The 20,540-nt window shown below is 35.4% G+C and carries 24 protein-coding genes; 6 read left to right on the top strand and 18 right to left on the bottom strand.

Features of this window, described 5'->3' with window-relative positions:
* Positions 1-16 precede the first annotated feature (16 nt).
* Both DCE79_RS10285 and DCE79_RS10290 read left to right on the top strand, forming a co-directional pair.
* Positions 17-553 (top strand): copper resistance CopC family protein, encoded by a 537-nt coding sequence (locus DCE79_RS10285; protein WP_168214717.1) that lies wholly within the window; start codon positions 17-19, stop codon positions 551-553.
* Positions 554-567: 14 nt separating this feature from the next.
* A complete protein-coding gene (locus DCE79_RS10290) occupies positions 568-1,656 on the top strand; it encodes a copper resistance D family protein (RefSeq protein WP_159083090.1) in 1,089 nt (362 codons plus the stop codon).
* A 44-nt stretch (positions 1,657-1,700) separates the two neighbouring features.
* On the opposite strand, the gene DCE79_RS10295 is transcribed toward DCE79_RS10290, so the two are convergent.
* From DCE79_RS10295 to DCE79_RS10330, 8 genes are all read right to left on the bottom strand, one after another.
* Positions 1,701-2,429 carry a TspO/MBR family protein gene (locus DCE79_RS10295; RefSeq protein ID WP_234417242.1) on the bottom strand — a complete coding sequence of 243 codons (729 nt, stop codon included), beginning with the start codon at positions 2,427-2,429 and terminating at the stop codon, positions 1,701-1,703.
* Between the two features lie 130 nt (positions 2,430-2,559).
* Positions 2,560-3,117 carry an isochorismatase family protein gene (locus tag DCE79_RS10300; RefSeq protein WP_108712971.1) on the bottom strand — a complete coding sequence of 186 codons (558 nt, stop codon included), beginning with the start codon at positions 3,115-3,117 and terminating at the stop codon, positions 2,560-2,562.
* A gap of 39 nt (positions 3,118-3,156) precedes the next feature.
* Complete coding sequence (locus DCE79_RS10305) at positions 3,157-3,777, bottom strand: LysE family translocator (RefSeq protein ID WP_108712972.1); 621 nt, start codon at positions 3,775-3,777, stop codon at positions 3,157-3,159.
* Positions 3,778-4,082: 305 nt separating this feature from the next.
* A complete protein-coding gene (locus DCE79_RS10310) occupies positions 4,083-7,541 on the bottom strand; it encodes a hypothetical protein (RefSeq protein WP_108712973.1) in 3,459 nt (1,152 codons plus the stop codon).
* Between the two features lie 478 nt (positions 7,542-8,019).
* Complete coding sequence (locus DCE79_RS10315) at positions 8,020-8,634, bottom strand: SCO family protein (protein WP_108712974.1); 615 nt, start codon at positions 8,632-8,634, stop codon at positions 8,020-8,022.
* 117 nt (positions 8,635-8,751) lie between these two features.
* Complete coding sequence (locus DCE79_RS10320; protein ID WP_108712975.1) at positions 8,752-8,889, bottom strand: YvrJ family protein; 138 nt, start codon at positions 8,887-8,889, stop codon at positions 8,752-8,754.
* A 67-nt stretch (positions 8,890-8,956) separates the two neighbouring features.
* Positions 8,957-9,178, bottom strand: coding sequence for a DUF2922 domain-containing protein (locus DCE79_RS10325; RefSeq protein ID WP_108712976.1), 222 nt, complete (start codon positions 9,176-9,178; stop codon positions 8,957-8,959).
* A gap of 34 nt (positions 9,179-9,212) precedes the next feature.
* Entirely contained in the window at positions 9,213-9,428 is a 216-nt protein-coding gene (locus DCE79_RS10330; protein WP_108712977.1) for a DUF1659 domain-containing protein, read from the bottom strand.
* A gap of 170 nt (positions 9,429-9,598) precedes the next feature.
* On the opposite strand from DCE79_RS10330, the gene DCE79_RS10335 reads away from it, so the two are divergent.
* On the top strand, positions 9,599-10,033 hold the full coding sequence (locus DCE79_RS10335) for a DUF2621 family protein (protein WP_108712978.1): 435 nt from the start codon (positions 9,599-9,601) through the stop codon (positions 10,031-10,033).
* A 141-nt stretch (positions 10,034-10,174) separates the two neighbouring features.
* On the opposite strand, the gene DCE79_RS10340 is transcribed toward DCE79_RS10335, so the two are convergent.
* The 9 genes from DCE79_RS10340 to DCE79_RS10380 form a co-directional block, all read right to left on the bottom strand.
* Positions 10,175-10,666 carry a CcdC family protein gene (locus tag DCE79_RS10340; RefSeq protein ID WP_108712979.1) on the bottom strand — a complete coding sequence of 164 codons (492 nt, stop codon included), beginning with the start codon at positions 10,664-10,666 and terminating at the stop codon, positions 10,175-10,177.
* Between the two features lie 22 nt (positions 10,667-10,688).
* Complete coding sequence (locus DCE79_RS10345) at positions 10,689-11,060, bottom strand: response regulator (protein ID WP_108712980.1); 372 nt, start codon at positions 11,058-11,060, stop codon at positions 10,689-10,691.
* A 54-nt stretch (positions 11,061-11,114) separates the two neighbouring features.
* On the bottom strand, positions 11,115-11,825 hold the full coding sequence (locus DCE79_RS10350; RefSeq protein WP_108712981.1) for a cytochrome c biogenesis CcdA family protein: 711 nt from the start codon (positions 11,823-11,825) through the stop codon (positions 11,115-11,117).
* Between the two features lie 158 nt (positions 11,826-11,983).
* A complete protein-coding gene (locus tag DCE79_RS10355; protein WP_135841959.1) occupies positions 11,984-12,358 on the bottom strand; it encodes a hypothetical protein in 375 nt (124 codons plus the stop codon).
* Positions 12,359-12,961: 603 nt separating this feature from the next.
* Positions 12,962-13,960 carry an anti sigma factor C-terminal domain-containing protein gene (locus DCE79_RS10360; RefSeq protein ID WP_108712983.1) on the bottom strand — a complete coding sequence of 333 codons (999 nt, stop codon included), beginning with the start codon at positions 13,958-13,960 and terminating at the stop codon, positions 12,962-12,964.
* Positions 13,953-14,456 carry an RNA polymerase sigma factor gene (locus DCE79_RS10365; RefSeq protein WP_108712984.1) on the bottom strand — a complete coding sequence of 168 codons (504 nt, stop codon included), beginning with the start codon at positions 14,454-14,456 and terminating at the stop codon, positions 13,953-13,955. The genes DCE79_RS10360 and DCE79_RS10365 overlap by 8 nt, the downstream gene beginning before the upstream one ends.
* A gap of 465 nt (positions 14,457-14,921) precedes the next feature.
* Positions 14,922-15,113, bottom strand: a complete 192-nt coding sequence (locus DCE79_RS10370) for a helix-turn-helix transcriptional regulator (RefSeq protein WP_108712985.1) — start codon at positions 15,111-15,113, stop codon at positions 14,922-14,924.
* Positions 15,114-15,419 carry a DUF2178 domain-containing protein gene (locus DCE79_RS10375; protein WP_108712986.1) on the bottom strand — a complete coding sequence of 102 codons (306 nt, stop codon included), beginning with the start codon at positions 15,417-15,419 and terminating at the stop codon, positions 15,114-15,116.
* A gap of 410 nt (positions 15,420-15,829) precedes the next feature.
* Entirely contained in the window at positions 15,830-17,107 is a 1,278-nt protein-coding gene (locus tag DCE79_RS10380) for an IS110 family RNA-guided transposase (protein ID WP_108712525.1), read from the bottom strand.
* A 584-nt stretch (positions 17,108-17,691) separates the two neighbouring features.
* Here DCE79_RS10380 and DCE79_RS10385 point away from each other — a divergent pair.
* The 3 genes from DCE79_RS10385 (at position 17,692) to DCE79_RS10395 (ending at position 19,704) form a co-directional block, all read left to right on the top strand.
* Positions 17,692-17,976, top strand: coding sequence for a hypothetical protein (locus DCE79_RS10385; protein ID WP_108712987.1), 285 nt, complete (start codon positions 17,692-17,694; stop codon positions 17,974-17,976).
* 132 nt (positions 17,977-18,108) lie between these two features.
* Positions 18,109-18,888, top strand: coding sequence for a class I SAM-dependent methyltransferase (locus DCE79_RS10390; protein WP_108712988.1), 780 nt, complete (start codon positions 18,109-18,111; stop codon positions 18,886-18,888).
* A 390-nt stretch (positions 18,889-19,278) separates the two neighbouring features.
* Entirely contained in the window at positions 19,279-19,704 is a 426-nt protein-coding gene (locus tag DCE79_RS10395; protein WP_108712989.1) for a YhfM domain-containing protein, read from the top strand.
* A gap of 90 nt (positions 19,705-19,794) precedes the next feature.
* On the opposite strand, the gene DCE79_RS10400 is transcribed toward DCE79_RS10395, so the two are convergent.
* Positions 19,795-20,304 (bottom strand): YoqH family protein, encoded by a 510-nt coding sequence (locus DCE79_RS10400; protein ID WP_108712990.1) that lies wholly within the window; start codon positions 20,302-20,304, stop codon positions 19,795-19,797.
* Positions 20,305-20,540 lie beyond the last annotated feature (236 nt).

The following is a 20,540-nucleotide window of genomic DNA, read 5'->3' on the forward strand; positions in this document are numbered from 1 at the left end:
AGGAGAATCGACTATTATGAAACCTTTTTTATTATCGATTCTTGCAGTATTTTTACTTTTCGTACCGAATGCTGCAGCACATACATTATTAGAATCTACCAATCCAGAAGATGGTTCAACGGTGACAACCGAGCTCCAAACGATCAGCTTAACGTATTCTGGAAAAATTGAAGAAGGCAGTATTTTTAAAGTATTAGCAAGCGATGGCACTGAAATGGCAATCGATTCTACTACTGTAAAAGACGGTGTATTAACTGGCCAACTATCAGCACCCCTTCCAAATGACACATACAAAGTCGAATGGAATAGTATTAGCCAAGACGGTCACCCGTTAACTGGAGCATTTTCTTTTACTGTTGATGTACCTGTTGCCGAAGCCGTTGAGGAAACTGAAGTTACTGAAGAACCAGTGGTAGAACCAACTACACAGGCGACAGATACCGTAGATGAAGAAAAATCTTCATCAACACCCTTACTAATTGTTGGGGTCATTTTAATTGTTCTTATTTTAGTTAGCATCTTTACTCTAACAAAGAGAAAAAAGACTAAATGATTTTCATTACGATCATGAGTCAATTCATTTTATATGCAAGTCTTGCTACTTTAATGGGGACTTTCATATTAAAACTCATGCCTGAAACGCTTCGACCAAGCTTTGAAATTTCGAGCAAATGGCTTTATATGAGTAGCTCGGTCATACCGATTGTCGCGTTTGTACCGAATATTCAGCTGTTAATGATTTTAACTCCACAGTTCGGATTTGTAGACTCGTTGTGGACGATCATTTCAAAGTATAAAGTCGGACATGCATGGGTTACAATCTTGCTATTTACGCTTGTTTTACTAATTGTCGTGTCAGCAAGCACGAAATCAAAAAAAAAAATCTTATCCGTCGCAATCATTACATTACTCATTGCGATTATTGCTGCGATGGCCTATGTAAGTCATGCGAGTTCTATGAAGCCCATTGCTGGTGAAGCTTTTGACTTCATTCATTTATTTGCGGTTAGTATTTGGCTTGGTATATTAATCATCATTAGCTTTTTTTCAACGAATTCGAATAACTGGGAAGCCTTTTTGAAATGGTTTTCCCCTACGGCACTCGTTGCTTTCTCAGCCATCGCACTAAGTGGCGTCTTACTCATAGATGCCATCGTGCCAGCTTACGTCACAGGTTGGGCAAGTAAATACGGGCAATGGTTATTTATCAAGCATGTACTATTACTTCCATTAACCTTTATCGTTTTAGGAAATGGCCTTTTGATCAAACTAAAAATCGAGAAGCCTCTCTTTGAACCAAGAACGTGGGTAAAAATCGAAACAGGTCTATTAATCGCCATTTTAGCGATTACTGCGATTTTTAGTGAGCAGCAACCTCCGATGTCATTTGTTCAAAGTGAAAACGTATCTGCCCTTTTCCAAGTTTTCAACAGTTCTGTCGTTGAAACGGGTATGACCGCGCATTTCCAAATGACCGGTATCGGCATTATGTTCTTCTTATTAACCGCCGTATTTATCGTGTTACTTGTTTTAACTTATTTTAAAGAAGCAGCCGTTATCATTGTGATTTCGATGGCAATTGCCGTGGCGTTATGTTTCTACATGGGATTCAATTCGATTACGGTATTTAATTTTATCGGCTATTGTGTTACGTAAAAAAAGAAGTCAATGAATTCAAATTTTGAACTCATTGACTTCTTTTATTTTGCCATACTTTTTCGATTTGCAATCCATTGAATGAGCGATGCAATGACCAATATAACAGTTAATATAATCGTGCCGTGTTGCATTGTTTCATCAGTCGTTCGTACAGCAATGCCTATAAGCGCCCACACGATAACGAGCACGAAGTAAATATCCTTTGAATAAGCGATTGCCGCATAGCCTATGACTACTGCCACAGCAACGAGTACGAGTGAGCCAAGCACCTCCGAGATACCTAAATCTACCTCATAATACTTCAGGACATAGCTAACATTGGCAATCGTCGCTACTGTAATCCATCCTAAGTAAAATGAGAACGGTAAACGCTCTGAAAAACCCGTTTGCATTGGACTGTATTGTAAATAAATCATAATCAAAGTGCCTAATAATAAAAACATAACAAGAACCGATAACGCAAATTGTTCATTATGCCAACTTAATAACCAGCCGATATTGAATATGCAGCTTGCAATAAAAAGGATGCCAATTTTTGTTTCGAAACGGTTTTCTTTTATTTTCCGATAATTGAGGATGAGCCAGACAACCAATAAAAAATAAATGAGGCCCCAAATCGAAAATACATAGCCTGCTGGTGTGAAGACAACATCTAGGCGATTCGAAATTTCTGCAGTCGTTTGCCCATTAATCGGTAGCGAATTCGCCAAAAAGTTAACTGCAATCATTGCAATAAAGGCAATCCACATGACAACGTATAATGCTATCATGACCCCTCCCTTCAATTTACATCTTGTAGCCTTTACCCAAAAAAGCAAAAAGTTACACAAATTGAACGACTTTTACAAATAAAGCAGCTTGCACTTAATGGTTAATAATCTCTCCGTTTAATGAACTCAACTACCGATAATCATTATGATTCGGTTGAAACAGATCGTCATCTGTATTCCTAACTAGTGAAAAATTATCAACATTATAATGTCCATGTAGGATTTCATTATGATGAAGTATAATCTGCTCAGCAGTTAAAGTTTGTGAATCCGTTGTTGAATGACCATCTCCTACTAAGGTGACATCTAAACCCTTTATCGTTGCCGTTCGTACCGCTGTATCAATACAATATTCTGTCTTGCACCCCATTATAACTAAATGCTCTATATTCCTTTCTTGTAAAAATTCTAATAACGGAGTCCCATAAAACGAATTGGTTGCCAGCTTATCAAATATCTTTGCTTCTTTAGGGATATCAATAGCTTCATGAATATCAAATCCTTTACCGATACCTTCAGCAACATCCTTATCTCTTATGAAAACGATTAAACTTTCGGCGTCTATTCCTTTTTTAATTACTAAATTTATATTTTTTAATAGCGTTTCCTTATTAAAAACGCCTTTTTCCTTTTCATTACCATCTATCAATTCTTGTTGTGCGTCAATAACTAGTAAAGTTTGGTTCAATAGAAAATCTCCCTTTAAATTAAATTTTTTTTCCTTCGATTATGCTTTTTCAAATGCCAATTTTATGCCAAAGCCAATAAGTACAACACCCGTCAACACTTCAATGACTGCTTGTGTAGCTGGACGTTTCATAAAGGTACGAATTCGATCAAGCAAGAACACATAAAACGCAAACCATAAAAACGTCAGTACCGAATAAATGATACCCATAATTAAAAACGACCAAAATGGCTCACTCTTTGGCGCTAAAAACTGTGGTAAAAATGTTAAGAAAAATACCGCCACTTTCGGATTGGTAATATTGGTGATGAAGCCTTGCTTGAAATAAGAGCTCCCCTTTGCCTCGACAAGTACTTCTTCATCGATTTGATCTTTTCTCGCGCGCATCGCCATGAAAGTCTTTACACCTAAATAGCAAAGATACGCCGCGCCCACATATTTTAAAATCGTAAATGCCAGTGCTGATTTTACGATGATTGCAGAAAGCCCTGCAACCGCCGCAATCGTATGAATCGCTAGCCCCGCACAAGAACCCAACATCGTTTGAAAGCCACCCTTTTGCTCCCCAACGATTGTATTTTTCGTGACAATCGCCGTGTCTGGGCCAGGTAAGATGATGAGTAAGATACAAGCTATGATAAATAATGGGATGTTGACCATGATGTCTCTCCTTTTCTCTCTAAATAATCTGATTTTTTAGATTATAACAAGATTGGGAGGAAATGGCGAGGGGGGTTTTAAGAACAAAAGCGCTAAAGCGCCCTCTAAGCCCCGACAGACATTGGAGGGCCCGACGCAAAAGTAAAAGCTTCACCACTTTTGCAGGAGGGTTCGAAATGTCCGAGGGGCTGGCGCTTTAGCCTAGACGTAGATGAAACTTTTGTAATAGTTATCCACAATGCGAAAATCTATAATTTCCTTAACATTGAAAAAACCCGATACGTGTTGTATCGGGTTTTCGTCCGTTATTTCTTAAAACCTGGCATTGCTAAATTAAACAAACTTTGTTGCTGGGCTGATAATTTATTGAATGCACGTTCCCATTGAACTTTAAGTTCATCGGACCCCTTACTATCAACGCTACTTGCGTTATATTTTACTGCTAATTCAATAACTGATTTAATCGCTTTTGAGTCCTTTTTCGCCTGTGTCACAATTGAATAATGCGGTACTAATTTCTTTTCTTTACTGTCTAACTTTTTGTATTCTGAATCAATTGCTGCTAAAAATTCATCAAAGCTAGTAACAAAGCTTAGGGCTTCACCTTTAACCTCCGGAACTTCATTAAAAGAAGCTTTTAAATCATATTGTCCAGATACTAAAAGTGATCCAATGAATTCATTTAAATTTTTAGAAGAAGTTGTTAACTTTTTAATCATTTCTGAAATGATTTGTGGATAGCCATCCATACTTTCAAATATCATAGCCTGCTTGGCAGTTAACTTATTGTAGTTTGTAATAATCGTTTGCTTTTTAGAATACGTAGGAGTATCTCCTAACTTATCAATTTTTGCAATGAATGATTCTACAGCCTTCAGTTCTTTTAACGCATTTTGGTAAGCATTATAATTCTTAATAGCTTTTAATTCTTTTGCAGACAAACGATTTGCTTCCTTTTGTGCTGATTTAACATCTTCATAGCCGTATTCACCAGCTAAAGTTTCAAACATGAATTCAAGATCACTTTTATCAGTCTTACCATCTTGAATATCTTCTAATGCTGTATTTACATCATCTAAAATTGATTTACTTACTAGGCCTTGTTGAATTTCCGTTAACTTTTTAAAGGCCGTTAAAGCAGTTGTAAGCTTCGATTCACTACCATCTTTCAGTGCGGCTTGTAATTTAGTTTCAGCCGTTTTAGCTTTTGAAATGTTCGCGTTTATTGTTGAAAGTGTTGAATAATTATAAACTTTTTTCTTATCGACGGATGATAATGCTTTATACTGTGTTTTTAATGAATTTAATGTTGTTAATGCTACTGTAGTATCTGTACTTCCCTTAGTTACTTCAGCTTCAAATTTTGTGATTTCATCAATTAACGTGCTCGCTTTGCTATCTGTTACAGTAACCTCAGATAATTTGTCGATTTCGGTATCAATACCTTTAATAATGATATCAAAAGATTCGATTAAATCTTTTTCACTAATTGAACTATCAACAAGAATACGTACTGTTGGCGTTAACTTAATATAAGCTTTATACGCCGCTTGATATTTTGTCTTTGCAGATTTTAATTTACTAATGATACCTTTGACATTGTCAGAATCTATGGTATTTGCATCATCTTCTAATTTTTCCGCAGCAGCAAATGCTTTCACTACTTTGTCAGCAGCCTTCACATCTTTTTTTACTTGGGCGACAGTGGAGTAGTTCGTCACCTGCTTTTTATCTGCCGGACTTAATAACTTATACTGTGTTGTAATTTCTTCAATTGTCAAAGTTAAATCTTCTGTGCTCTCTGTATAATCTTTTAATCCACTTATTAAATCTCTTAACTCTTCAACTACTTCAGATGCTTCATCTTGCGCATCCGTTTCTTCTGGTGTAAGGGCTTTTATATTTAAAATTAAAGACTTTTGTAGAGCAGTTAACTTATCATATAATTTATTAGCAGCAATGATAGCACTTGCTTTTTTCTTAGAATCCTTTGCATTTTCGATAAGGTTTATTTTATCAACAACAGCTTGTGCTTTTTTCGCATTTGTTTGTGCTGTTTTTAAAACAGATGTATAAATGAGTGGTTGAAATGTTTTATCTACTTTCGCAGCTTCTTCAGTCAATGTTTTTACTTTGCTTTGGAATTCTACAATAGATTCAAATGGAAACATATCGTATTCTCTTGCAATTAAATACGCATTGCCATATGTAGTATTGTCCTCCGAAGTAGTGTTTAATATTAATAAACCTACTATTTCTTTGTTTAAATCATCAATAATTTTATAAGTAATATAGTCTTTAGAATCGTAACTCGTTGCACTTTTATTTAACCATTCTTGCATAATATCCACATAGTTTGTTTCTATTCCTGCAAGTGGCATTAATGAACGTTGTTTTGCTGTCAATTTATTATATGCTGTTTTTAATGTCGCAAATTTTTTAGTTAAATCTGCATGTTTTACAGTTTTATTTTCGAAGTTCATTTTTAAATCAACAAATTTTTTGTACTCATCATAAAACTTCGTAAATGCTTGTACATCTTGATTTGCTTCTTGTAATAAAGCATAATTACTAATTAACTGTTTGCGATTTGGTGATAATTTTTCATATTCACTATTTAAGAAACTTACATAAGATTTGAAACGCATAAAGCCTGTTAAAGTCATATCATCTGTATAGTCTGGTGCTTTAATATCTAATTGATATGCTTTCGATGAAGAATCAACTAAATTCGTAATATATGTTTCTAAAATTTCACTGACCGCTAATTTATTTCCAACAAACACAGGATACATAAAGTCAAACTCAATTTGTGGAACTGAAATATATATTTCAACCATAAATTGCCCATATTCTTTTTTTGCGCTATCTGCAGGAACTGTAAATGAAGCATTTGTGGCATCTTTTACTAGTATTGTAGAATTAACTTTATTATCTTCTTTAGTAATTGCATACCATTGATACTTCACGTCAAATTGAGAAGCAGTAAGTTTTACATTATTTCCACCATCAACTGTAATATTTTTTACTGAAACAACATCTCCAGCAACTAACTCGACTTCATCTATATTAGATGTTGTTGTTCCGTTAAGCGCTAATTCAAACTTCGTATCGTTTTCTTCCACTACAATTTCTTCCACATCGATTACTGATGTATAATAATTTCCCTGTTTAGTAGATACGACAAATAAAAGCTGCTTTCCTTGTGCTTTAAATGGAACATCCAGTTCAACATCTGTTTCGCCGGATAATAGTTCAAAATTATAAGTATTAGTATCAACGATGTACCACTGGAACCCCGTAACAACTTCACCTGTATCTACTTTATAGCCTTTTGCTGTAATTGAAGAATTAATCGTAGCAGTTTCAACAGGCTTGCCATCTTCATCATTAAACTTAGCTTCAGCTTTCCCTAAGGAATCAATCGTTACTGTATCGGACATTTTTTTAGTTATTTCTCCATCTACATACGTCACGATAAGCTTTACTGTTTTATCCACTGCAGAGATTGGAACCTTATACTCTGTGCCAGTGCTAACTTTTACACCTTCTATATACCATTCGTACGCTGTGTACTTATAATCTACATCATCGATTTTAGTATTGGCTTTAATTGTTTTTCCAAATACAGAGTTCGTTTCGCTAATTAATTCACCATTAGTAGTAACTTCAATTTCTGTAGTCTCCTCCGCCTGTGCCACCACTGGCACAACAATCGCAGCCGACGTCACTGCCGTTGCGGCTAAAATCTTTTTATAATCCATATGTAATCCATCTCCTTACAAATTATGTCTAATCTTAGTATACCTGTTTATACAAAAAATTGGGATTGTTATACAAATTCGAACATTAATTGTCATTTCATCGAATATTTTTCGTTAATATTCAGTAGCAACTATTGAATTTCCATTCCCTAACTAACTATACTATCGGAAAAATTTATGTAATTATTAGTTCAAATCCACTATTCTATTAATAATTGGGTTTACTGTTGCTTTGCTAGCACGATTAATTCGCAAAATTGCGGCCGCGAAGCGCAAGAGCGACTCCTTGGGTATTAAGCGTGCGCGCAATATCCACTTATTACTTGCCGCCGTGGTATCAAACAATAAGTTAGATGGAGCCACGCCCCGAAGAAATCGATCCCCGTAGTGTAGCAGAACGGACTTTATTAAATAGGAATCCCTTTAAATGCAAAACAAAAAAGCACAAACACGTTAATGTTTATGCTTCCTTCATTCATTATTTCCCTAAACGTTCTTCAATTAATGATTCTAAATCTGTCACAATCGTATCATACGGTACGCCGTCTTCTGATTGTGAATAACCTGTATAGTTTTTCACGGCAATGCCTTTTTCATCGACTAAGTAAAACGTATTGGCGTGGATGACTTGGTCACTGTTTGGATCTGCCTTCACTAATGATTTAAATGAATTTGCTGCAAATTGTTCGATGAATGTTTGATCATAGCCTGTTAGCATATGCCATTTGGATTCATCAGGTGCGCTGTGACGTTCTAAATACTTCGTCAGTTCTTCTGGTGTATCATAGGCAGGGTCGATTGAGAACGCGACGATATTGTAATCTTCAACGCCCTTTTTCACTAACTCATCTTGAACGAGCTTCATATTGTACGTCATCGGTGAGCAAATCGACGTACAGTTTGTAAAGATGAACATCGCTAGCCACGGTTTCCCTTTCAAGCTATCTAAGGTCACTTCTTCACCGCGCTGATCCATCGCTGTAAAATTAGAAATTTCATAGTTCGTAGTTGGTTTGAATTGATAGTTACTACAGGCACTTAACACCGTTGCCACTACAAGCAGCATCGCAAGTGCGAGTGATTTTTTTTTCATGTCTCTCTCTCCACTCTCGAAATCTTACTTTCATCTTAGCGAAAGTACCAAGTTTATACAATACATTCACCTAGAAAGTTTGTGTGTCGAAATTGTGAAGAGCGGTTTCACAATTGGCTACACTTTCGCGGGGTTATTCAATGATACGAGTGCCGTATGAATCGCTTCAAGTTTCGTTTCAATGCGATATAACAAATAAAATGAAATAATGATTGGAAAACTTACTTCTTGAAGAATCGTTATCCACTGTTCCATGAAATGACCTCCTCTCCTTTGATAATTTGAAAAGCCGGTAAAGTTTAGCGCTTCACCGGCTTGTTTGTTAAACATTCAATTCAAATGGTGTGACATTGCGTTCTACAATACGTGCTGATTTTTTCGTGTTAAACGCAAAGCCTTCCTTTTCAAATACAGCTTGATCAATAATGGTTTGCATCGCTGCGTCAATTTCGGCTTCAGTTAAATTTGCCTTTGGACTATCGATGTTTAACGTCATTGTTTGTTTTAACGCATTCGTAAACGTTAACTGTAAAACTAGGCTCATGGTATCACCTCCTCTTTTGGAAATTTAAATTGGGTTACGCGATTAAGTCTTTTTGCGTTTTTACGGTTTCCACATAGCCGTAATCCGTTAATCCGATTAGTGCTTGTGCCACGGTTTTCATTTGCGTAGCTGAAACATTTGGTGAAATGTTGCGGTAAGTTGTACTTTTAATTACAGGTTCATTAAACTCATCTAATCCTGTTGTGTAAAATACCGCCATCGTTGCCGATACAAATCCGAATTCATTCATGTTTATCACCTCCTTGCCTTATATATAGGATTTTTATGTAAAAAAAGGGACATTCCGATGAAATTTTTTACAAAACCTTATATAATAAAGTGAAACTTCAATTAGTTGGGGGTTTTATCTCCCACCGTTACAGAGAGATAAATATTAAAGTGAATAAAGAGGTGAAAATTTTGGGCTTAGATGGCTGGTTTTTATGGTTCATATTATTTTGGGTTGTTATACTCGTTTCGTTAATGGGCATTGGTGGCTTCTTCATGTTCCGCAAGTTTTTAAAAGCGCTCCCGAAACAAGATGGCAAGTCGGATTTAGATTGGCAAAATATTTATTTAGACAAAACGATCGATATGTGGGGCGTTGAAGAGAAGGAACTTTTAAGAGAGCTCGTGAGTCCAGTTCCAGAGCTTTTCCGCCAAGTGGCTAAGGAAAAGATTGCGGGGAAAATTGGAGAGCTTGCGATCGAAGAAAAAGCGACAAAGATCAGTTTGGATTTAATCATCCGTGGTTATATTATTGCATCACCAAAGCGAGACCATAAATTTTTACGCAAAAAAATGAATCAAATGGAAATTGATACAAAACCGTATGAACACTTATTTGAAGCGTAATGACCAAAAGTGCTAAAGTGTCCGTTTGGCCTTGACATGGGATAAGCCTTTTTCGAGATTTATCCATTGTGCGATGATTATAAAATTTAACAAACGACGAAAAAAATCCTTACAAAGCACTCGCGCCTTGTAAGGATTTTCTTATGCCACAATATGTGATTTTTCGATTTTTTTATATTTGATGAGCATCCCGATACGCCATGGTAAAATCATTGAGAATGCTAATATGAAGAACATTCCTGCAAGTTCTCCAACATCTAAGGTATCTGAGAACATTAGCTTGAGAATAACTCGTAAAACTAACAACCCGATTAAAATAAACGGAAATGCTTTCGACTGCTTCATATAAATCTGGCCATCACGAATTTCAAATTTCGATGAGACGATTAATACTATCGAGAACAAAACTCCAATACCAACTGCTTCTAAAATTTGGGTTGGCTCAACACGAAACTCTTTAAAAATGAACATTAATGCCCCTGTTGACATCGCAAACGGAGGAATGAGAATCTTCTTAGTCGATACAGGCTTTTTTTGTGCACGTAATCGAATAAACATCACAAACGTACCCATTACAATCGCCATAATCGTTGAGCCAATTACTAAGTAGTAAGAAGGTATATTGTCAAACATTATATTCCTCCTCTTATGTTGACTAATTTTTAACTGTATTTAATACATTAAACGCGACTTCTCTTAACTGTTCTGGATTAAATGGCTTCGTTATAAAATCCTTTGCGCCACTATCAATCGCTATTTTAATCTTCTTTTGCTGACCTAATGCCGTAATCATAATCACTTTAGCATCAGGATCATACGAAATAATGTGTTTTACTGCTTCAAGCCCTGTCATAATCGGCATCGTTACATCCATCGTCACTAAATCTGGCTTTAACTCTTTGTATTGGGCAATAGCTTCTTTCCCATTGCTTGCTTCCCCTACTACTTCAAAGCCCCATTCTTTTAGCATATTGCTAATGGCAACTCGCATAAATAATGCATCATCTACAACTAAAACAGTTGACATTTATTTTTCACTTCACTTTCATAAGTATAGCACTTCACATTGTCCATGTAACTATTAGAAACCTGTAAATCCACGGAAAATCGGTGAGAAAATTGTAATAATGTACGTTAAACCATCAAAGAATAATAATACACCTAAAGCAATCATTACCCAGCCACCAACTTTGATGATTTTTTGGCTATGATGACGAATCCAGCTTAAACGTGTGATAAAGAATGATAAGACAAAGAATGGAATCGCAAAGCCAAGGAAATAAGAAAGCATATACCAAATGGCCGAATCAGGCGTTGTCGCTCCTAATGCGATAATGGCCATTAATATAGGACCCGTACATGGCGTCCAGCCCGCAGCAAATGCTAACCCAATCAGCACCGATCCAATGTAACCGGATGGACGATTTTTAAATGCGAATTTACGATCCTTCATTAACAAATCAATTTGTAACAAGCCGACGATCATTAATCCAAAAACGACAATTAAAATGGCCCCAACTTGTCTGATTAAATCCTTATATTGAATGAAAAAGGTTTGTGCTAATGATGTACCAAACCCAATGGCAATAAAAATGATTGAAAAACCTAGAAGGAAGCATAGTGTATGTATGATAGCTCGTTTTTGCATCATGCCGCGCTCATTTTTCAACTCATCAAAAGTCATACCCGTTATATATGACAAAAAGGCCGGATAAAGAGGCAAGGTGCATGGCGATATAAAACTTAAAAACCCAGCACCGAATGCCAAGAAGATATTTAAATCTGTATTCATGTTGTCTTCGATCTCCCTTACATTGATGCCTCAATCGTACCAAATTTTACAGAACATTACTGCTTTTTAATATGTGAACTTTTTTTGACGAAGCTGTGAGACATATGTGAAGAAGTAAAAAGCATCGTATTCAAGAAATACCTGACGAAAAAGATATACTAACGAACCATATCAATGAAAAATAAAGTGGACATGATAATGGCCGTAAAAATAATGACAATAGCAATAGTTATCGACTGAAATTTTAAAACCCAACGCATTACATTTTCGTTCGGGTGATTTTCTTTCCATTTTAAAGCTGCTTTCATATTAATGAACCAGCAATGTAGCGTAATGAAAAAGGATGGCACCAAAAATAGAGCCAATACAAAAGTGAATTGTTGTAAAAACGTCTCAAATAGGCCGTAGCTAATAATATAATAAGGCAAAATAAACCAGAATACTGAAGTGACGATTAAGACAATTGCGACAAGAAAATGGAGCCATAAATATTCTAAGTGAGTCTGACGAAAATATTTTAATGCCGTTTGCAATACGATCACCTACTCTTTTTTGTTTATGTTTCCTCCATTTCAAATATTAAAACCTCTTTTTTAATCTATTTCATTCAAAATTCTCTTGATCAATCCAAAATAACCGTCTAACTTTTCCCATTCCTAACTTCACTTTATTTTTTGGCTCTGTTAAATTTAATTGTTGTTTTTAAATAATTTGGGGAATCTGATTTATTGTGATTTCCCATTTTGGGTATAGTAAGAAAAATATGAATTTACAACAATAAGGAATATACACGATTTTATGCAAGATAGAGAACACTTCCAACAAGCAAAATACAGTTGTATCAACCATTTGAGCCATCTGTATAAAATATGGTATAAAAAACATTCACAAGAAAAAGCACGAAACGCTGTTAAATCAACGTTTGTGCCTTTTTAAACTGTCCCCAAACTTTCATTTGGGAACGTTTTTTAGGTTTATTTTGCATACTTTATAAATCCTGTTGTACTAAAGCACGCTGATAGTTTAAGTAGAATCCTTCACAATCTCTTCTACATGTATTGCTCCAAAATCTAATTGATTAGAAGAAAACGCCATCTTATTAAAGAGAAGATGTTTTATTGTCTTTCAAGTTACACCTATTTCCAATCAGATATTACCCCGAATGTAGATGCTTTAATGTATGTTTGCCCTTGTAATAACTCTAATTGCTCTGATGTGCCAGTTACTACGGCCCCAATAATTTTTACATCACTTTTATCTAAAGTGCCATTTTCCCCTATTAAAGATTGATATACTTGGTCTATTTCCCACTCAAAGTTCTTACTTTCTCGAAGACCCTCAATGTTTCCAATAAAAGAGCCAATCTCATCGTTTTGAGATTGTTGAGCTTTTGGTTTTGATTGCTCTGAATGAAATCCATAAATGAACGGAGAATCAGATTGAATGGTACCCTGTGCTTGCCTCATAAAATCTAATCGCTCATTTGTATAGGCATCTACCCACCACCACACTACCTGCACATTAGGAGGGAGAATACTTTTAATTTCATCAAGATTATATGCTTGATTAAAAGATAAGCCGATTTCTACTAAAGTGTTTTCTTCAAATTGATTTAGCTCACTTAGGCTATCCTTATAAATATCATATGATATTTCAGGATGATAAAACAGCATCTCTCTATCACCAGTGTAAGCATTAAACCTTTCGAGTTGATGTGATTCTATGAGTGATTCAGATCCATCTAATTGAATTGATCCATATAAACCGTAATTTCGCGTAAAAGTACCGAACAAATTGTAACTTCCTTCAATTGGCTCCCAAATATAAGGTCTGTTTCCAAGTACCTTATAGGTCTTTATCTGTATTTCTCCTCCTAACCAATTAGGATTATATGTTTGATTACTAATATGAACATTAGGTGCACTGATTTTGTTAAACTGCACAATATCATCCATTGTTTTATGGGCATTATAAGATGACAACTGACTAAAACTATACAATAAAATTACTAGAACAATTGGCGTAACAATTATCGTAATGCCAATAATTTTTATCGTTGACCAAAACTTAGCTTTTCTCATTATTTTTTTTGCTTGATTTTCATCAAATAAGAAACTATTTTGATTCTTATTCATAATAAACATCCTCCTCAAATCGTCCTATAAACTTTTCCTTTGCGCGTCTGACATGGGTTTTTAGCGTATTCTCATTCATGTTCATTAAAGCTGAAATCTCTTTGTACGATAATCCCAACTCATATTTTAGAATTAATAATTCTTGATGCAAGATGGACAGCGTTTTTAGCGTGTCTCGTACGTCCTTTGATTTTTCTTTTTTCAAAATCTGCATTTCTGGGAGATTAGTCAATGCTGTTAGCTGAACTCCATCAATATCGGTTGTTGGATGGCGCTTGTCTTTTCTCTTGAGGTCATAAAACTGGTTGGTAGCTACACGGTATAACCAGCTCATTACTTTTTCCGATTGAATCCCATTTTTATATAATAAAAATTTATAACATGTATCTTGAACAATATCTTCTGCATCCTCATGGGCTAGTCCACGTTTTCTCAAATAGCAATATAACATAGTTCCTACTTGCTGCAGAAATTCATTCATTGATTGCTTTGCCATGTCTACCTCCCTTCTGCCTATACAACGCAGAACCTAAAGAAAAGTTTACATATTATGAAAAAATCTCATTAATTATTTTTATTTAATGAAAGTAAACAAAAAAGGAAGATATATAAATTCACTAATAGTTTAATTGCTCTTTTGTAATTCCTTTAGACTGCGTTGCTCCACAATCTGGCTCGATTGCTGAACAAGCTAAAAATTTTTAACCTGCTGATTTGCAACCCTTTGCCCACGTTAGTTGAGGTAAAAGTTTTCCAAACAGTGGTTTGAGGACATACTGTTCATAAGCAGTCAAAATCCCCCTATTCAATTGAATGGGGGGATTGGTTCCCTAACTTGATTTGGGAACGTTATTTTGAATGATTCTGCATACTTTATAAATCCTTGTTGCACTAAAGGGCACCCGTTAGTTTAATAAGAACAGAGACGCTTATTAAACAATCACGCCCGATTTTTGGTTTTTTATTTATTGACAAACAGCTCATCTACCGTAGTTTCTAATGCACTTGCTATGTTAAATGCTAATTGCAAAGTAGGGTCGTATTTATCATTCTCAATTGCATTTATTGTTTGTCTGGATACCTTACAGAGCCTAGCTAGTTCTTCTTGGGATAATTCAGCTGATTTCCTTAATTTTCTAATGTGATTTTTCATTTAACCACCGTATTTCTTCCTAAAAAATAGTAATGAAATTAAATATATAATGGAAGTCGTTATGAGAAAGGTAAATGGGTTTATACCCTCATACGAACCATCTTTCCAAATATTTATATATATTTTTTTAAAAAGTTCAATTATCGCGTATCCGATTACTATTGCAAAGGAGTAGGACTGGGCTTTCATTTTGATAAGGTTTTTTCTTTCGTCACCCAATTGTGGTAAAGATACAAGAGTACTGATAATCAAAATAACACTAATCCCTATGATAATAAAAAGAACAGTTAAAACAATCCAGTCCATATTTTATTTCCTCCCTCTATAAATGTTGATATATCAATGGCTCGCGCCATTTTTGAGTGTTCAAAAAATTTTTTTCGACACGTACATCTATCTTTATTTTGTAATTATTGATTTTTTTAACAATACACCTGAAAGCTTCGCTAAATTAATTCCCTTTTAATGGTAATTAATCCCTTGATCCAGTACGTTATTTTGATGCACATTTGGATCTCTGCGTTGCTTATGATGACGGACCCTCCCATGTCTCTAGGCGTCTAATTGCGCGTACATTCCTTCGTTCGGTCTATTCATAAGGCAGAGGCTGGCGATGCTCCTCAGGGGACTCGTTGCTATTTGTGCACGGTCGAATGGAATAAATAGTGCCGGCTTCTCCGTGTCATCCTCTTGGTTGGACTTTTGATGAAGTACGTTTAAGCAGCTGCTTGAAGACTGGCGAAATCGTTCATCATTTGTTGTACGTTAAACATTGTTTTCTTTTTACACAAGGCATGTAAAATCTTGAGTAACTTGCCACACAGGACGACAATCGATTGCTTCTTGCGAAGTGGATTCACTGTACGTGTTGTGTAGTATTCATGTAATTGCTTAAATGCTTGATTATGTCGAATTAGGGGCATCATCACACGAAACAAGAGTGCTCGTAGCTTACGTCTTCCTCGTTTAGAAATGCGCTTTTGTCCCTTTTGCTTACCAGAAGAGTTTTCACGCAATGTAAGTCCCGCGAGTTTAATTAATTGGCGTGGATGCTCATATTGTGTTAAAGAACCGACTTCTGAAAGTAAATCGACAACCGTTACATCCCCGATTCCTGGTATAGATGCTAAATAATCATAATCTGTCATTTGTTTCGCTAGCTCTGTGAGCTGAACCGTTAATTCATCAAGTTGAGCTTGCATCAATTTGATTTGCGAAAGCAGTGTGGCGATTTCATATTTGGCCATCACTAAACCTTCTGTTAATCCAATCGAGTTTTGAGCCGCTTCAACTAATTGTTTTGCCTTTGGTAGTTGTGGGCTTTTCATTCCTTCTACTTGGCGATATAAGAAGAGTAGTTCATCTGGTGATTTCCCTTTAATATCCGAAGGTAGTGGCGTCATTTCGAGCGCCGCATACGCCATTTTCCCGAACTTCTTAAAGACTTGTGGAAACTCGGGAAAGAAGCGATCTAACCAACGAATCAGGCGATTTCGAAGGGCATTTAAATCTTCTTGAATTTTCGAGCGCAATGTCGCGCCATTTCGTAATTCCGCTTCCACACCTTCTAAAAGACGAGGATAACTGAAGCGTCCATCTCGCATTAAACGTGCGATGACGAGTGCATCTTTTTGGTCATTTTTAGTTTGGAGATTATCGTCCAATTCCTTTGAACGGTTGACGTGCATCGGATTGACCATCACAAACGGAATCCCGTAGTTCGTTAAAAACGCTGCTAAGTTCATCCAATAGTGACCTGTTGGCTCGAAACCAACAAGGATTCCCTGTTTTTCATGGGCTACTTTTAACGTAAGTAGACGTTCATAAAAGCCTTCAAATCCAACGCGCGATTGCAGTATTGGAAATGATTTTTGGAGCACACGGCCACGATCATCAATTGCACAAGCGAAGTGTTTGTGTTTGGCAATGTCGATGCCGATGACTAAAGTATTTTCAGAAACTTGATTAATTTTTTCATTCGTATTAAAATTCATTTTTGGAAGTCCTCTCTGTAGATGTGCGAGTCAATGGCTGTTGACACTCAAGCATCATACAAGAGGGCTTTTTTATTTTCAAGTCCCCGAAAATGTTTCTAACAGGAATGCTCCTCTTCATAAATGTAAAAAGTATTTTACATGTATTATTGTATCACTGGCCAAAAAATGTCAAATACTTTTTACATATCATCATAAATAAAAGAATCCTTTTTGAAGGGATTCTTCTCTTATTTTATGCAACAATCGGTCCAGATTGTTGAACTAAACTGCTGCATTAGTGCGATAAGGATTTATAAAGCATACAAAAATTAACCTAATAACGTTCCCAAATAAAAGCTTGGTAACATTTCAAACAGCGACAAGCACTGTTAAATCAGTGTTTATCGCTGTTTTTATTAGAAAATAATGCTCTGAGATGTTGCGAGAAATCATTTTAAAGAGGACTGTTCAATCCACTTGTTCTGAAGAGCTGTAACATATAAATAGAATCTCAATGAAATGTTCCCAAACAGTGGTTTTGGAACCATATACTTACAATTTACGTCTATATTAAAAAATGAAAGTATGATGGAGGCATTATTATGTGGGTAATATTAGGTCTTATTGCGATAGTTATAACTTTTATAAATCTTTATATGTATGCAACAGGTAAAGATTATAAACTTGCGATGGCAATGGGATTATCATTTACAGCATTAACACTCTGTGCAGAACATAGTCTTGTATCGAATTGGATAAAAAGTGAAGATTGGTCAGCTTTAAGGGAAGTACCTGCTATGAATAAGGTGTTTTGGCTTTTGACAATTGTTTCTATTTTACTAAATATAGCACCTGTACTTTTAGAACGAAAAGGTAAGAAACAATAACAATTGTCACATCACTTAATATGCAATTCTTGTGTAAATCTCAAATCACATCAAATTTCATTTTCGAATCACTTCATTCTTCTTTTACTAAGTCCTTCTTTAAAGTAATCTTACAAAAGGGATGTGGAAAAAATGGCGATTTACAATCAAATTGGTAAGACCTATAACACTACTAGGCGTGCAGATACACGTATTGTACAAAGATTAATACGGGAACTTGACGTAGATGCTCCAGCAACGATATTAGACATTGGTGCGGGAACAGGTAACTATAGTTACGAATTAGCAAATATAGGATATCGTGTAATTGCTTTGGAGCCTTCGGAAGTAATGAGAACACAAGGTAAACAACATAGGAATGTTATTTGGAAAGAGGGTGTTGCAGAGAGTCTACCGTTAGAGGATAAGTCAGTAGACGGAATTATCTGCACGCTTGCGTCACATCATTTTAAAAACTTATCCTTATGTTTTAGTGAAATGAAAAGAGTTTTAAAAGAAAATGGTAGGATCGTGATTTTTACTTTAGACCCAAGAATGTGTGCTACAGGTTGTTGGTTGCTGGATTATTTTAAGCCTTTATTGGAAGACGCATACAAAATCCATCCACCTATAAAGGTTTTATCACAATTGGTAGAGGCTCAGATTACACAACCTGTAAAAATAAAAGCATATCCACTTCCGTATGATTTAGTAGATCAATTTTTCTTTAGTGGTTGGAGAAAGCCTGAATTATATTTCAACAAAGACTTTCACGAGGGAACATCTCCACTTGCTAAAGGTCGCAAAGAGGTCGTTTGTGAATGTCTAAATAGATTAAACACTGATTTGGAGAATGGAGATTGGCATGAAAAATATGGTGATATTTTAAAGTTAACTGAATATGAATGCGGGCATTTCTTCCTAATAGTTTAAGGGGAATTTAAATTATTTGCGAAAATACTCTTTTTCGGTATTCAACAATCGGGCGCAATTGTTGTAGTAGCACACTTAAATTCAAGATATTTTTGTTCATTAAAGTTTTATAAGATATACATAATCATTCATAATAATGTTCCCAAATCAAAGTTAGGTAGCATTTTAAACAGCGACAAACACTTTTAATTCAGTGTTTGTCGCTGTTTTTTATAGAAAATAATGCTCTGGGACTCTGTGAAAAAATTGTTTAAAGAGGACTGTTCGATCCACTTATTCTGATAGTTGCTTAAAAAACTGTGTCTAACTTTTAGGGGTCAATTCAACAGCGGTTTGGGAACTTTCTATTTACAATTTATGTCTAGATTGATAAATGGAAGGGGTTTTGTTATGAAGAAACGATTATTGTCAGTACTATTAGCTTTTTGTAGTGTTACTCTAATTGCTTGTCAGTCTCAAAATGAAGAGATTACATTATTAGATAATGTATCTGATATTTCAATTTCTAAATCTAATGGTTATGGTGGATTAAATGAAAACTATATCCTTTCGATTAACCGAGAAGAAGCAATATCAGGTTTCAAGGAAGTTCTAAAAAAAGCAAAAGGAAAAAATCAAGATGTTGATGTGATTAACGAAAAACCAGACTACGACATATTGATTCGTTATGAAAATGGGGATACTCACGGATTACATCTCTTACTTGGAAATGCGGGGGATGAAAGCGTAATAACCTATACCGGTCACGAAAAATATGGCTATATTGTTTCGCCTGAAGATACAAACGAATTAAGAAAGTTATTAGATGCTCAATAAAACCCTATTTAACTATCGGGAGAGAGTTAGTTGAACAAGAAAAAAGCTTTACTCCATTCTTGAAGTAAAACACCCGTTACTTTGAATTTACTATTTACAGTAACTAATATTGTTTGTTAGAACACTTGGTCCTAACTTATTAGTTTTGGAATTTGAGAGGCGTACCTGAACTTCGACATTCTTCATTTCTGCTGTAATTAAATCAAATCGTCCAGCCCAACTTGGACCATTATCCTCTGGGGTTGGATAAAGCTTAAAACGCCAACTTATTTCTTTGGGAATGAACGCAAAGCCTTCATAGCTATCAAAGTCACCATAAGAAGATGGTTTGGGAAGATGAACAGCAAGAATACTTATATTAGTTCTTGCAAAACTTGGTGGGTTTAATTGCACTTTATAGATTAATGCTACACCTTTTGCATTCGTCAGACTTTTATCAACAGATTCCAAAATTAGACTACAAGGCTCTGAAATGGCTTCTAATAATTGTTCACTTTCTTCGTTTATTGCCTTTCCGTTTGTTGATTTTCCCAAAGTTACATAGAACAACGTCGTTAGACTTAATAGTAATAGTACACATATTAATGATATTTTTTTCATCTAACCACCTACCTAATTTTAGGTAGTATATCCTTGTTGTAAGACAATATTCTTGTTTCCCTAAAGTCCCCAAAGCGATGTTTGGTAACTTTATTTCGTCTAACGCTGTAAGTCCTCGCGTTTGGATGAAAGCCCTAAAAGTCAAACGAGCATTACACATTAAATTTCGACAAACGTAAACTTTGATAGGTTTCTGTCATTTCAAAAATAAAGGATGTCAATAGAAATTCTTTGAT

The sequence above is a fragment of the Lysinibacillus sp. 2017 genome (genome assembly GCF_003073375.1).
Taxonomy (GTDB): Bacteria; Bacillota; Bacilli; order Bacillales_A; family Planococcaceae; genus Solibacillus.